This is a genomic window from Tepidanaerobacter sp. EBM-38 (genome assembly GCA_001896545.1).
Taxonomy (GTDB): Bacteria; Bacillota; Thermosediminibacteria; order Thermosediminibacterales; family Tepidanaerobacteraceae; genus Tepidanaerobacter.
In genome coordinates, this window is sequence record MPOT01000065.1 from 15,422 (window position 1) to 30,985 (window position 15,564).

At 39.2% G+C, this 15,564-nt stretch carries 11 protein-coding genes; 6 read left to right on the top strand and 5 right to left on the bottom strand.

Translation table 11 applies throughout. The features are described 5' to 3' along the window. Positions 1 to 185 precede the first annotated feature (185 nt). Positions 186 to 689 carry a flavin reductase family protein gene (locus tag BUC45_RS07595; RefSeq protein WP_296971367.1) on the top strand — a complete coding sequence of 168 codons (504 nt, stop codon included), beginning with the start codon at positions 186 to 188 and terminating at the stop codon, positions 687 to 689. Positions 690 to 848: 159 nt separating this feature from the next. Here the strand turns inward: BUC45_RS07595 and BUC45_RS07600 are convergent, their stop codons facing one another. The 3 genes from BUC45_RS07600 to BUC45_RS07610 form a co-directional block, all read right to left on the bottom strand. Beyond that, on the bottom strand, positions 849 to 1,502 hold the full coding sequence (locus BUC45_RS07600) for an endonuclease III domain-containing protein (RefSeq protein WP_296971369.1): 654 nt from the start codon (positions 1,500 to 1,502) through the stop codon (positions 849 to 851). A 17-nt stretch (positions 1,503 to 1,519) separates the two neighbouring features. Beyond that, complete coding sequence (locus tag BUC45_RS07605; protein WP_296971371.1) at positions 1,520 to 2,350, bottom strand: DegV family protein; 831 nt, start codon at positions 2,348 to 2,350, stop codon at positions 1,520 to 1,522. Between the two features lie 166 nt (positions 2,351 to 2,516). Next, on the bottom strand, positions 2,517 to 3,248 hold the full coding sequence (locus BUC45_RS07610; RefSeq protein ID WP_013779569.1) for an NAD-dependent deacylase: 732 nt from the start codon (positions 3,246 to 3,248) through the stop codon (positions 2,517 to 2,519). 1,155 nt (positions 3,249 to 4,403) lie between these two features. On the opposite strand from BUC45_RS07610, the gene BUC45_RS07615 reads away from it, so the two are divergent. From BUC45_RS07615 to BUC45_RS07635, 5 genes are all read left to right on the top strand, one after another. After that, entirely contained in the window at positions 4,404 to 6,179 is a 1,776-nt protein-coding gene (locus tag BUC45_RS07615) for a sigma 54-interacting transcriptional regulator (RefSeq protein ID WP_296971373.1), read from the top strand. A 534-nt stretch (positions 6,180 to 6,713) separates the two neighbouring features. Then, entirely contained in the window at positions 6,714 to 7,988 is a 1,275-nt protein-coding gene (locus BUC45_RS07620; protein WP_296971374.1) for an L-serine ammonia-lyase, iron-sulfur-dependent, subunit alpha, read from the top strand. Between the two features lie 117 nt (positions 7,989 to 8,105). Then, the gene (locus BUC45_RS07625) at positions 8,106 to 9,299 is read left to right on the top strand and encodes a dicarboxylate/amino acid:cation symporter (protein WP_296971376.1); all 1,194 of its coding nucleotides are present in this window, start codon (positions 8,106 to 8,108) and stop codon (positions 9,297 to 9,299) included. Between the two features lie 278 nt (positions 9,300 to 9,577). Then, positions 9,578 to 10,492, top strand: a complete 915-nt coding sequence (locus BUC45_RS07630; RefSeq protein ID WP_296971379.1) for a 4-hydroxy-tetrahydrodipicolinate synthase — start codon at positions 9,578 to 9,580, stop codon at positions 10,490 to 10,492. 181 nt (positions 10,493 to 10,673) lie between these two features. Beyond that, entirely contained in the window at positions 10,674 to 12,038 is a 1,365-nt protein-coding gene (locus tag BUC45_RS07635; RefSeq protein ID WP_296971381.1) for an FAD-dependent oxidoreductase, read from the top strand. Positions 12,039 to 12,045: 7 nt separating this feature from the next. Here BUC45_RS07635 and BUC45_RS07640 read toward each other — a convergent pair whose 3' ends face one another. Beyond that, positions 12,046 to 13,017 carry an HD domain-containing phosphohydrolase gene (locus BUC45_RS07640; protein ID WP_296971382.1) on the bottom strand — a complete coding sequence of 324 codons (972 nt, stop codon included), beginning with the start codon at positions 13,015 to 13,017 and terminating at the stop codon, positions 12,046 to 12,048. A gap of 98 nt (positions 13,018 to 13,115) precedes the next feature. Next, positions 13,116 to 15,221, bottom strand: coding sequence for a PAS domain S-box protein (locus BUC45_RS07645; RefSeq protein WP_296971384.1), 2,106 nt, complete (start codon positions 15,219 to 15,221; stop codon positions 13,116 to 13,118). Positions 15,222 to 15,564: the final 343 nt, after the last annotated feature.

The following is a 15,564-nucleotide window of genomic DNA, read 5'->3' on the forward strand; positions in this document are numbered from 1 at the left end:
CAACAAAGATACTTCACTACGTTCAGGATTACAAGTCGTTTTCAGCCTCTGAATAGTAACAATATTTTTAGTTTATTTTGCAGGAAAAAAGAACTGGCGTAGAAAAAACCAGCAAATTGATATATAATTGAAATAGTGGCACAATAGTATAAGAAAGAAGCAATGTGAATTGGAGGGGATTTATCGTGAAAGAACTACATATTGCTAAGGTATCTGAAAAAATAATAAATGAGCTGCCGGATGGAGCCTTACTTACAGTAGAATCCAACGGCAAGTTAAACACAATGGCCATAGGCTGGGCCACCTTAGGCCGTGTATGGAATAAGCCTATATTAACGGTTATGGTGAGATTTTCCCGATTTACTCATGATGTAATCAAAAATGCCGATTCCTTTACGGTGAGTTTTTCGACGGAAGGTAAGCTAAAAGAGATTATAGCCAAGTGCGGAAGCAAAAGCGGAAGGGATATTGATAAGTTTAAAGAATATAATCTCACTCCCAAATATGTGGAGGGCATAGAATCACCCTACATCGCCGAAGGGGATTTGCATATTGTCTGCAAGATAGTTTACAAAAATACCATGGAACCGGAACTGCTCTCAGACGAGATAAAAGACCGTTGGTATAAAGACAACGATTACCATACCATTTATTACGGAGAAGTCGTTAAAGTGCTTAAGAATGAATAAAAAACACATGCCCGCATCTTTAAAGTAATGATGCGGGCATGTATTTAGCAAAGTCGGGGAAACAACACCTTTGAAACAAGGCCATTTTAGAACAACAGGCCTTGCTTTAAGTTGTATACCATTATCTTTGCAGGGGGAGCTTTCTATGCTTAAATTGATTTATATGTTTGAACAATGATTTTTTACAGGACACTCGTTACAAAGAGGTTTTTTGTTTTTACAATAGTCCTTTCCCAGACGCACTATTAAAGCATGATATTCATTGAAAAGATTCACATCAGAGGGAAGGTTACTCATAAAAAAATCCTGCATTTGGCTATATTTTACATCATCAGGCAAGAATCCCAGACGAGAAAAGATTCTTCGCGTATAGGCATCAACTACGAAGATGGGTTTTTCAGCCGCATATAAGATAATTGAGTCGGCAGTTTCCGGTCCTATGCCTTTAATGCTCAGAAGCTCTGCACGCATGTTGGGAATGCTTTTTTCAAACAGGGAATAAATATCCCCGCCATAGTTTTGTTTGATATATCGACAAAAGTTTTTCAGCTTAAGGGCTTTTTGATTATAATACATAGTGGATTTTATAAGAGCGGCAAGTTTATCTTTATCTACTGCAAGTACGGCATCTAATGACAGAAGGCCTTCTGCCTTTAGGTTATCAATAGCCTTTTCGACATTTTTCCAGGAAACACTCTGAGTTAAAATAGCCCCGACAATGATTTCAAAATCATCATCAGCAGGCCACCAGTGCTGTGGACCAAAAGCTTCAAGCAATTTGTCATATATTTTTACTAAGGTTTCTTTCGGCAAAAAATCTGACCTCCCTGCTAAAAAGTTATAACAAGGCCGCCTACGCCTGTGTAAGCTCCAACAGTGGGGCCTGTTGGATAAACCAGGACTTGTAAAGGATTATATCTATTTATAAGTTCGGCCTTCAAAAATTCTGCATCCTGAAGATTTTGGGCATGTGTAATGTAAATGGTTTTGTTTGAAAAATCCTGCTTTCCCCTTTCGCCGATTAAGGAAATAAGGCGCTCCAAAGCCCTTTTGTTGCCGCGGACTTTTTCCAAAGGCACAACCTCACCTTCGATACCCTCACATATGAGTTTGATATTCATTATATTAGCAACGGTTCCCTGAAACCGAGTTATGCGGCCGCCTTTTACGATATTCTCAAGGGTTTGCAGGTATATAAATATGGTCATATTTCGGCGAAACTCTGAAAGAGCATCAACAATCTCATCCATGCAGTGTCCAGAGTCCCTAAGTTCCACTGCCTTCATAATTTGCAGGGCGTGTCCCGGCGATGCGGCAAGTGAATCAAAAACCGTAACAGGGATGGATGTCATGGTTTTTGCCACGTTTGCCGACTGAAAAGTCCCGCTGAGCTTTGAGGAAATAGTAATACATAAAATTTCATCTCCAGGTGAAGCCGTTTCCTCAAAGACCTTTAAAAAAGCTGCCGGAGAAGGTTGAGCTGTCTTAGGCAGCGTGCTTGACGCTGTCATTTTACTGTAAAATTCTTCCGGAGTAATATCTATTTTTTCCTTATATTCTTCGTCTGAAAACCTGATAGTTAAAGGAACAATAGGGATATTATGGCGTGCAAGAAATTCATCTGGCAAGTCGCAGGAGCTGTCGGTAACAATGTGTATCAATATTTATCCTCCTCGTTATAATAAAGTTATAGTTTGACAACTATATATCTTTTATATCTCACTATTGTTGTGAGATAATGTTTGTACAGATAGAAGTCGTAGGTTTCCACCCTGAAGCATAGTCTTCCGCCTTAAGGTATGCACCTTCTTAAGATGTATTAATTTACTAATAGTAGATATCTAATTTTTCCGCAATACTTTCAAAGACTTTGCCAGCAGTGTCATGAATTACCACTTCAGCTCGTTCATCGAAAGGAGTGGGTTCCCGATTGATTATGATGAATTTTTCACAGTAGAGCGGAATTTCTGCCACAGGATAAACCTGCAAACTGCTGCCAGCGATTATCAAAAGATCGCATTTTTGTACTTGTTCCAAAGCCCTATAAAAATCTCCGCTCATAGGGTCGCCAAAAAGCACCACATCAGGCCGTATCAGACCACCACATGTACATCGAGGGGGATTTATCCCCTTGGAAAATTGATTAACCAGTTCATCAAATTCGTATTTTTTGGCACAATTCATACAGTGGGCTGTACGGAGATGCCCATGAACCTCAAAAAGGTTTTTTGAGCCTGCCTTGTAGTGAAGATTATCGATGTTTTGAGTGATGATGCCACGAAGATAGCCCGCCTTTTCCATGGCAGCTATTACACGGTGTGTTACATTAGGTTCGGCATCCGCATATTTAGACCATTGAGTGATATTAAATTCGAAGAATTCCTTCGGATTTGACAGCATATACGATATACTGGCCATTTCGGCCGGATTGACTTTCTCCCAAAGCCCAGTGCCCTTACTGCGATAATCGGGGATGCCACTTTCAGTGCTAATTCCGGCACCGGTTAGAGCCATTGCGTATCGAGCGGATTTTAAAAGTTGAACTATCCTGTCAATCATTAAAATCACCTCTTTACTACTGACTATAGTTCACTACTATATTATAGCGAAATTTGCTATCTTTTTCTACTTTATTATATTAATCTGGCTGTCTCCTGCCGTTATGACAGAATAAAAAGGCAAAAAATGATTATAAGGTAGAAATCTTTTTTAAAATTTATGGTAGCATATAGCGTGTCTGACAATAATTAGGGAATAAAATATTGATATTTTTAGGTCAAAATCAACTTTGTACAGCAGAATAAAAAGTAAATTAATTTTGATTCCAGTACGGAAACCCTCAGAATTATCAATATCTGTAGGGGAGACCATTGGTCTCCCGCGTTTTTATAACAAAAACAATATATAGATATTTTACGGTAAAACTGACTTTTTACAGTGGAATCAATGTTGTTTTAGTCAGATTAAAAAAGGGAATTCGAGCAATTTATAGAATATTAGCTTAGGGCAAAATGTTTCCCAAGTAAAATGATGCGCTATCGTGAAGCTGGCGGTCAGTGACTGCTTCTACAGGACTGAGAATCATGCGTTATTGTAAGGGGATAGTCTGGTACAGCGGGCGGTCGATGACCGCCCCTACTGGGCAATACGTATGTTATATGCGCAAAAACCAGATATGTCGGCATTACATATATTGCATACGGAAAACCAGACATGCTGGTAATACGTATATTGCATACGGAAAGCCCGACACTGTTGACAATACGCATGTTGTATACAAAAAAACCAACATAGCTGGCAGTTCATATAAGGTTATATACGGAAAACCCGATATGCTGGTAATACGTGCGTTTATATGCGCAAAAACCCGACATGCCAGTAATACACATGTTACGTCCGGAACCACGACATGTTGGCAATACGTATGTTATATGCGCAAAAACCAGACATGTTGTTAAATCGTTTGTTTCTGTAGGGGAGACCATTGGTCTCCCGCCTATTGCACAATATTAACTTTATTGGACAGCCTGTTGTTACACGTGATTATCTTTGTTTTCCTGATCATAACACATTATTATCCTTGGCATCTGGCCTATTCTTGCCATATATTATTGACTTTGGTGGTTGGTCTGCTCTTGTTATGAGATGTGGCCTTTTATCCACATATACAATACATATTTTTAATAAAAAGAATGAGTAAGTGGAGGTATTATAATGCCTTTAGAAAACCTAGAAAAGGAACTGCAGGAAATAGCTGAGGCGATAATGTCTGTTACAGGTCTTGATGTAACTATCCTTGACGGTTCATTGAAACGAATTGCCGGAACAGGTAAGTATTATGCAAAAATAGGCAAATATGCAGCAAAAAATTCTGTTTTCGAAAAATGCATAAAAACCGGCAAACAGTATGTTATTACAGAACCAAGAACATGTGAAGAATGCGTAAACTGCAGCGGCAAGCAAAACTGCCGTGAAGAGGCTGAAGTTTGTTATCCCATAGAAAGCGACAGCGGTATTGCGGGAGTAATTGGCATGATAGCCTTTAGCCCTGAACAAAAAGAGGCCTTCATAAAAAACCGGCTTAACTATATGAACTTTGTAAGCCGTATGAGCAAACTCATAGCTTCAAGTATTAAGGAAAAAATTTTACATCAGGAGTTGCAGTATAAGTCTATTGAACTTAAAACAATTATCGATTCAGTAGATGAGGGAATTATTGCGATCGACGATGATAGGAAAATTTTATGCATAAATAATTGGACATGCCGGATGTTCGATATAAACGCTGAAGATGTTGTGGGGGAAGACATAGACGAAATTCTTCCAGGTAATGGCATAACGAAGGTTTTGAAGACAAACAATGAAATAAAAGACCAAGAGGAAATAATAAATGTAAACGGCAAAAGCCATCGATTTCTGCTTTCGGCAAAGCCAATAATTTTTAAGCATAAGGCAGCGGGAGTAGTGGCTAGCTTAAAAGATTTTAACAAATTACGCCGCTCGATTTTCAAAATCAGTGAAAACCCTGAAACCTTTACATTTAATAAAATCTTAGGCAGCAGTCCCACATTTACCATGGTAAAGGAGCAGGCAAGGCAAATAGCAAGCCAAGATATAACAGTATTACTTCTCGGCGAAAGCGGCACAGGGAAGGAACTTTTCGCAAGGGCTATACATCATGAAAGCTTGAGAAGGCATGAAATATTTTTGCCTATTAATTGTGGCGCCATTCCCGACAGCTTGATAGAAAGCGAATTGTTCGGCTATGAGAAGGGTACATTTACCGGTGCAAATCCAAAAGGGAAAGTAGGTAAATTTGAAAGCGCAAACGGCGGGACAGTTTTTTTAGATGAAATAGGTGATTTGCCGCTTCATATGCAGGTTAAAATTCTAAGGGTGCTCCAAGAGAAAGAAATATATAGAGTGGGAGGAGTTTTGCCCATTAAAGTAGATGTGAGGATAATAGCCGCCACTAATAAAGACCTTCAGGCGATGGTGCAGAGAGGTGAATTTCGCGAAGATTTATTCTATCGATTAAATGTAGTTCCAATTAAAATTCCGCCACTTAGAGAGCATCCTGAGGATATTTTGGAACTAGCTGAGGTCTTTTTCAGGCGATATACGAAGATTTATCACAAGAATCTTAAAGGAATTTCAAAAGAGGCAAAAAAGATTTTATTGAATTATACGTATCCCGGAAACGTCCGAGAACTAGAGAATCTCATAGAGTATGGCATAATTTTTGAAAAGAGCGAGTTTCTTGAGGGCAAAACGCTTCTAAAAAAAATTGGTGTAGGAAATACCCCTGATACGGCGGAAACGGGAGGACTTAAAGAAATGGTGGCAAGATATGAAAAACAAATAATCCAGGATTTGATGCGCCATTATGGAGAAAGCACAGAAGCCAAACAAAAAATAGCTGAAAAACTCAACATAAGCACCGCTACATTATACCGCAAGTTAAAAGAATTAGATTTGACAAATCAATAGGTGTAATTTAAGAACAATAACGGTCCAGCTTAAAATGGATCATTTGCCGTAATCTTCATATCAGAAGAGTTTTTACACTGGAATCAAAGTTGATTTTACTGTAGAAACCTTCTTTTTTTGTGCTATTCTAAATTAAAAACTTTAATAAATATTTTAATGTCTGAGTTAACTTTTTAGTAAGTAGGGTCAAAATTACTGAAAAATGTAAATAACCTGTCTTGAATTCTCATAAATGATAATTCTACTATCAAATTTGAGAAATGACGCATTTTAGCCGCTGGAGATACTTTATGCATTTGCCTTTTCGCATTTTTGATAATAATAAATTAATTTTTTAATATTATCTGAAACTACTTATTGTTATTTAATCCCCTGCAAATGTTGATTGTATGCAATTTCTAGGCATATTAGAATATTTAATTGCATTTATGGCACATAATTTGCATTAATATATTTACGAAGATATGCGCACAAAAAGTTTAAACAATTCAATATGCCAAAAATACTAATTATACAGTCACAAGGAGGGGTAATATGGCGATAGTGATAAATGCACTCTTACTTGACATACTAAAAGACCAGGTAACTCCTGCACTGGGTTGTACAGAGCCCATAGCAGTAGCTTTAGCCGTAGCCAAGGCCAAGGAAACCCTTGGTAGCTTACCAGAAAAGGTAGAAATTAAGGTAGACAGGAATATATTCAAAAACGCCCTTGCCGTTGGAATACCCGGAACCAAAGAAAAGGGCCTTTATATGGCTTCGGCGCTGGCGCTTGTGGCAGGTAAGTCGGAGTATAAGCTAGAAGTATTGAAAGATATAACTGAAGAAGATATACTAAAGGCTCATGAAATTATAGATAGCAATATTATTTATGTTGCCATTGCCGAAAAAATAGTCGGATTATATGTAGAGGTTACCGCATTTTGCAATCAAGAAAAAAGCAAAGTCGTTATAAAAGATAAACATGATAATATAGTTTTGGTAGAAAAAAACGGCAAAATTATATTTAAACAAGAATCGGTAGGCACAGATAAGGTTTCATTAAAAGAGAATATTAAAAAAATGAGTATAAGGGATTTTAAGGAATTTGTAGAACAAATAGATACGAACGATTTGGGCTTGGTTGCTAAAGGAATCAAAATGAATAAAAAGATGGCCGAAGCAGGTATAAGCAGCAAATACGGTAGAGCTTTAAGCGGCGGGGTCTGCATCGAAGATATGAATTATAAAGAATATGCCAAATTTCTCACCTCAACTGCAAGCTATGCGCGTATGTCGGGCTATCCTCTTCCCGTTATGAGCTGTGCAGGCAGCGGTAACCATGGTCTTACCGCCATACTGCCCGTAGTTGCCGTGGGAGAGAAAAAGCAAATGGATGACGAAAAGATAATCAGAGCAGTCACTTTAAGTCTACTGGTTACCATCTATGTAAAAAGTTACACAGGCACTCTTTCCCCTGTCTGCGGGTGCGGGGTGGCCGCGGGGGTGGGTGCCAGTGCAGGTATTGCATATATATTGGGAGGCAGTCTCGAACAAATTGAAGGTGCTATCAAAAACATGATAGGCACTATGGCGGGAATCATTTGCGACGGCGGCAAACCTGGCTGTGCTTTTAAACTTTCCATCTCTGTAGATGCTGCATTGGAGTCGGCCTCGATGGCATTAAATGACATTGTAATATCCTCTGATGATGGAATTGTAGACGAAACGGCCGAAAAAACCATACAAAATCTTGGCAAGGTGTCAACTGACGGTATGATAAATACCGATAAAACAATTTTGGAGGTGATGTTGGGGAAATGCCAATAATTATGGTATTATTGATGATATACTGATAATTTTCATCCATAACCACATTTTGAAGGTATGGATGATGTTGTTAAATACCATATTATATGTATAAATTATAATTAGGAGGTGTTTTTAATGTCAAAAAACAAAGGGGGCAGCAGTTTAATAGTCAAACTGCTGGTAAGTATTGTTATCGGTATTATTCTCGGTCTTATAGTTCCAGAAAATGTTATGGTAGTCATAGAGACTATTAAGTATTTCCTAGGTCAGATAATCTTCTTTACAATTCCTTTGGTGATCCTGGGATTCATAGCACCTGCAATAGCTGAACTTAAATCTAATGCTAGCCGATTTATGACTGTTACTATTTTATTGGCATATCTATCATCGGTAGGAGCTGCAGCATTCGCAATGATTTCAGGATACGCTATAATACCGCATTTATCGATTGCTTCAAACTTAGGTAATTTAAGAGAAATTCCAAATCCTATAATAGAACTTAACATACCTCAAGTATTCAGTGTAATGAGTGCGTTGGCATTAGCTTTAATGGTAGGCATTGCAGCTGCAAATACTAAAGCTGAGACTGTAAAGAAATTATTGCAAGAATTTCAAAAAATGGTCTTATATATCGTTCAAAATATCGTGATTCCTATACTGCCTGTTTTTATTGCTTCAACTTTTGCGGGCCTTGCCTATGAAGGTAGTATAACAAGACAACTTCCTGTTTTTCTACAAATAATAGTCCTTGTTATACTTGGCCACTTAATATGGCTTACAGTACTGTATACACTGGGCGGGGTTATATCCGGCAAAAATCCTTTAAATGTTGTAAAACACTATGGCCCCGCATATATGACAGCGGTAGGTACCATGTCAAGTGCTGCAACACTGCCGATAGCTTTAGAGTGTATCCATAAAAATAATGAAATACCGAGGCATATTCAAGATTTTGTAATACCGCTTTGCAATACTGTTCACCTTTGCGGTTCTGTACTTACGGAAACATTTTTTGTAATGGCTGTTTCTAAAATCCTCTATGGCACGATGCCGCCGCTTACGCAGATGATAACATTTATCTTTCTTTTAGGACTTTTTGGTGTTGCTGCACCGGGAGTGCCGGGCGGAACGGTTATGGCATCCTTGGGCCTTATTACAAGTGTACTTGGTTTTGATCAGGCAGGAGTTGCCATGGTGCTTTCTATCTTCGCACTTCAGGACAGCTTTGGAACAGCGTGTAATGTCACAGGGGATGGTGCAATAGCTCTTATGGTAACAGGAATTGCAGAGAAATATATGAAGGATGATGGGTCGGAAGATTATGCCTGATAAATGCTTCTAGCGAAGGGTTTTAAAATAATTCAGTATTAGTAAAGCAAACATAAAATGGAATAAAGAGCAAGACTGATGCCTTGTATTATAGGTTAGCGAAAAAGCCCGTATCTGAGATAAAGGTGCGGGCTTTAACCTTTATTTTACTATTAAGAAATCTCCCCTTTATTTATACTAATAAAAAATATATAATTAAATGAACTTGATAAACATAAAGAGTATACTTTGACCCAAACAATATCTAAATTATACAAATATTTCCAGGAGGCTAGAATATGTATAAACCTATTGGCTCTTGGGTGGCCATACCTACACCCTTTAACGAATCAGGAACAATTGACTGGAAAGGTTTTGAGATTCTTATTGACCATCAAGCAGCACATGGTACATCAACATTGCTAGTGATGGGATCTGCAGGGGAAGTTACTTTGCTGTCAGAAGATGAGCGAAAAGAAATTGTAAGGCGTGTATCGAAATACGCAAAAGGGAAGATACCGGTATTTTTCGGAGCTACATTTCCTACAACTGAGGAAACCATAAAATTCAGCCAGTATGCTGAAAGTGAAGGGGCCGATGGCTTGGTATATACCGCACCGCCTTATTTGCTGCCACCACAGACAGCCTTGGCGGAACACTTATTAGCCTGCACCAAATCGGTATCGATACCTGTTGCCATCTATAACAATCCAAGCCGAGTAGGGGTTTTTATTAAGCCTGATACCATTGGACGTTTGGCTGATGAGTGCCCTAATTTTGTGGCAGACAAAGAGGCCATGGGAAGCGTTCAGCATCTGGTAGAGGTTAAGCGGCGGGTAGGGGACAGAGTGCATATACTGTGCTGTGATTTCCCACAGTACTCCATTTTATTGCCAACGCTCGCCATAGGAGGTCATGGAGCTGCAAATATAGGCGGGAATATAATTCCTGAAGAGATGGCTATTATTGCAAGGCCGTGGGACAGCATAGATAAAGTTGAGGAAAGCCGCAGGCTGTATTTTAAGTATTATCTTCTGCTGGAAGCATTGTATTGGTTTTCAAATCCAATTGTAATAAAGGCTGCCTTGAATATTCTCGGTCTCCCTGCCGGAAAGCTGCGCAGGCCTTACCCGGAGTTAAGAGGGGAAAAGCTTGAGGAGTTAAAGAGATTGATGGATGAAATGGGCATTATTGAAAAATATGGTCAAAGATAAACTTGTCATTACTTTAAAAAGTCAATGTTTACCTAAAATCTCAACATATTTTTCTTGACTATTTTTCCATCAGGGCGAACAAAAGTCTACTGGCAAAAGCGAATTTGTCTAGGTAATTTGCGGGGATATGAGTCTGTTATAGAATTAAGATGGATATTCGGCTAGGGAGGTAAGTTTTCTAATGGATAAACATTTAGTTGTAATCGGAGGCACTGCAGCAGGCATGAGTGCAGCTGCTAGGGCGCGTAGAGGCGATCCATCACTCCCCATAACGGTATTTGAACGCACAGGGCATGTAACTTATGGTTCTTGCGGACTGCCGTATTATATAGGTGATGTTATAAAGGATGTTAATAAACTGATTACATATACTCCTGAATATATGAAAAAAGAAAGAAATATTGATGTCTATACATTGCACGAAGTTACGAATATTAATACTCAAGAAAAATATGTAAAAGTAAAGGATCTTAAAAGCGGCGACATATTTAAGCAGCCTTACACTCAACTTGTGATTGCCACCGGTGCAATCCCCGTAGTTCCTAAAATATTGGGCGTTGAGCATAAAAACATTTTTACATTGAGAAATGTAGAAGATGGGCTGAGGATTAAGGAGCTTTTGTCTTCCGGCAGGGTGAAACGAGCTGCTGTTCTTGGAGCAGGTTTTATAGGGCTTGAAGTATCTGAAGCATTAAGAAACTGGGGAATAGAAGTGACTGTATTTGAGATGCTACCTGCCATACTCCCGCAAATAGATAAGGAATTTGCTATACTGGTAGAAGATGAGTTACAGAAGAATTCGGTCAAGCTATATAAAAATACAAAAGTTGTGGAGTTTCAGGCTTCTGACGAAAATGTTATAAAAATATTGACTGAGGACGGAAGAACTTTTGAGTCAGATATAGTCATTGCTTCGGTTGGGGTCAAACCTAACACGGGGCTTGCTAGAAATGCAAATATAAGTATTGGTCCTCTGGGTGGCATAGCAGTGGATAAATACATGCGGACAAGTGCTCCGTATGTTTGGGCTGCAGGAGATTGCACAGAGACATACAATTTGGTGACAAGAAAACCTGCTTATCTCCCTCTGGGCACTACGGCCAACAAACAAGGTAAAATTGCAGGTGAAAATGTAGTAGGCGGCAGTGCTGCCTTTCCCGGTATTCTGGGAACGCAGGTAACTAAGGTTTTCGATACCTATGTAGCAACTACTGGCCTTAATGAAATGTCGGCGAAAGATGCCGGGATTGCTGCAGTCTCAGCTAAGATAGTTCACACAGACAAGGCATCATATTACCCCGGCTCAAAATACATTCACACAAAAATCGTATTAGACAAAAACACAGCAAAAGTTGTTGGAGCTCAGATGACGGGAAGTGAAGGCATTGGAAAAAGAATTGATGTCTTTGCCACTGCTATCACTGCCGGTATGACGGCTTACCAGCTAAATGAACTGGACCTTGCCTATGCACCCCCGGTATCACCTGTTTACGATCCCATTCTTATTGCCGCATCAGCAGGGATAAAGGCATTGGAAAAGGCATAAAAGTTAATCATCCTTCCTCCAACAGTTGCAGCATTACATCAATAATATTGGAGTCATACTTAAGACCTCGGCCGCTCTTAAGTTCGTCAATAACTTCTGCAATGCTTTTTGCCGGCCGGTAAGGTCGGTGAGAACCCATTGCTTCTACCACATCGCAGACCCTTATAATGCGGTTTTCAAGGTTTAATTCATCATCCTTAAGGCCATCCGGATAGCCTGAGCCATCTAACTGTTCATGGTGATGCAGCGCAACATCTGCTACTGGCCATGGCAAGCTGCAATTCTTTAAGATTTCATAGCCTCTAATTGTATGTGTACACATGAGCGCCCACTCTTCTTCGCTTAAACTGCCGGGTTTACAAAGAATACTCTCAGGTATTGATATCTTGCCTATATCATGAAGCAAGCCGCAAACATAAAGCCCATTAATTTTATCCCTATCCAATTCCATTTTCTCACCTATTTTACGGGCATATTCGGCTACTTTGCGAGCATGTCCGGCTGTATATGGATCGCGGGAATCCATTGCCCGAGCAACCGTTTCGGCCAGGTCAAAAAAAGAGTGCTCAAGCTGCTTTTCTGTTTCTCTTTTCTTATGCCTTATCTGCGCTTCGCCTAATTCCCGCTCAATGGCAGCGACCAATCTTGCCAAGTTGTCCTTCATGATGTAGTCATGAGCACCGGCTTTCATGGCAGCGACTGCTGTTTCTTCTCCAATAGCTCCAGATACGATAATAAAAGGAATGTCAATACCGCTTTTTTTAAGTATGGCAAGAGCTGCAAACGCATCAAAGCGCGGCATATTATAGTCGGAAAGTATTATATCCCATGTGTTTTTAGATAAAGCATCTTCCATGGCCTCAGGAGTATCTACGCGTTCAAAAGTTGGATTAAAACCATCGCGCTTTAATTTGCGCACCAACAATAGGGCGTCATCTTCTGAATCATCGACAATAAGTACACGAAGCGGTTTATTCATTCAAATCTCCTCTCTACAAGCAGTAAATTCATTTAAAAATACAAATCAATCCTTTGTATACACACGGCAAAAACAGACCTGCTTTTAGGTCATACATCTTACAAAGGGAGAGTAAAATAAAAAGTTGTACCTTTGTTTTTCTGGCTTTCAGCCCATATCTTTCCGCCGTGACGCTGAATAATTTTGTATACGGTTGCTAAACCCACACCTGTGCCGGGAAATTCAGCCTCGGTGTGCAGCCGCTGAAAAGGCTTAAACAATTTATCCGCATATGACATGTCAAAACCTGTGCCATTATCGCGCACAAAATATATGGGGCCATCCTCAGAGTGCATAACACCAAATTCTATCTTAGCGTTAGGATTATTTCCGGTGAATTTCCATGCATTTTGCAGTAAATTTTCCATAACTACTCGCAATAAGTTTTTATCTCCATACGCAGTAATATCTTTAGCAATCACAATTTTTACCTGGCGCTGTGGCTCAAGGTCTTTAAGCTCTGCCGCAATCTCGCAGCATATTTCGCTTAAGTTTACACTGCTCATACATAGCTCTGCTCGTCCTAATCTTGACAACTCAAGCAGATCATCGACAAGCTCTTCCATACGTTTTGCCGCTGCACAGATTCGTCGGAGGTAGTCCGCACCCTCGGCATCCAACATATCCTCATAATCTTCCAGCAATGCTTGACCAAATCCCTTGATACTTCTTAAAGGTGCTCGCAGATCATGCGAAACGGTATAGCTGAAAGACTCAAGCTCTTTGTTAATTTGTTCCAGTTCAATCCTTGACTTGGTATCAGTTATATCTACGATATTAAACAGAGTTGCTATATTTCCATTGTATTCAATTAAAACATTGCTGATTAGTGCATAAAAAAAGCTGCCGTCATTTCTTAAAAATCGGATTTCATAAGTATCCGGCTCACTGCTGCCGCTTTGTCTTCGCGCTGCCCTTTCCAAAATAAAACTGCGCTCTTCAGGGTGAATAATATCAGCAATCCATCTGCCTGTTACATCTTTTCTTGTATAACCCAGCATTGCTGCGAACTTTTCATTGGCATAGACTATCTTGTTATTCTGATGTATTCCAATGCCGATTAGAGCATGTTCAACTAAGTTCCTGTACTTTTCCTCGGATTCCCGCAAGTCCTGCTCTATCTTCTTGTGTTCTCGAACATCCCTGGCATTGATGACTATGCCTGTTGACTCGCCAAACTTATCTTTTACTACTGATGCCGAAATCCAGACGGGTATATTTTCACCATTTTTTGCTTTTAAATACATTTCATGGCTATTGATATCGGTGAACCCTGCAAGAAGTTTGCCAATAATCTTTTCATCTGCCGTAGGAGCAGTAATTAAGCCAAAAGGCTTATTTTGTAGTTCATCAGGTGAATAGCCCAATAAATCATAGGCGGCATTGTTGGCAAAGGCGATTTTATAATCAGGATCCAATAAGATAAGGGCGTCACTCATTGTTGCGATTATTTCATCGGCAGCACCTGCTGGAGTTAGTTCCATCAACTTATAATTTGATATTGCAAAAACAAAGCCGTTTGCCCAAATAAGAATAAATACAACTCCGATGGGTGGCACGGCAGCAATTTCAAAAAGCGGAAAGATTATGTCCGTAAGCGAACTTAAAATAACCGTAAGTAAAGGTGTAATAAAAAATAATCTGGCAGCTTTTTTATCTCGCTTTGTTTTTGCTTTGCGCCCATAATCGTATATTAAATAAATACTGGTGGCAACAAAGCCGATATAGTATAAAATAAAGAAAGCGAGAGGAAGTGTTGGCTTTATTATGTAAGACCATCCGTAGGGCTGCTTGATAATTCCTGCAATGATATAGCCGGCTTGCTGCCAGTAAATGCAAAATAAAGCGGGAACTATGCACAATATCATCATCAGCGGATTTCTAACCACCCCGTCATATCCGGTAAATTCCATATAAAAAAACAATACGAAGGAAGGGAAACTGCACCATCCTATGGAAGCGATGTTAAGCCATGCCATGGCTTCATCCGGCGTAACAGCACTGTTAAAAAATATGAATGCAGTGCTCCAGATTGCAAAAGGTAAAATTGCTAATGCACAAAAACGGTTTAACCTGCTCCTTGGATTTTTGTAGAGCAAAAAAACAATTAACAATATATAGAATACTGAAGCGAAATAGCAAAGCAAAATATTAAATAATCTCAAAACATTTCACCCTTTTTGATGAAATTTGAGCAAGCTAGAAAATCATATTTTTGGGATAAATAAGTTTTTTGTTTATCTGCTGTACAGCTTATTATAAAGTAAACCTTGAACAAATACCAATCATTTTGTCTAAATGGCAGGTTTGAAATTACTAATTCAAGCACTAAGTTGATACAATCTAAACATGACTCCAATATAAAAATCAATTTTTATCTGGCGAGATTGACATCCTGTTAATATGATGATGTACAAGATATGCTGACCGTAGATTTATAAAACGAAGATTTCTAAAGTAAAATCAATATATTCTGCCAAAAATGCATAAATAGTGATTGAGTCCGAT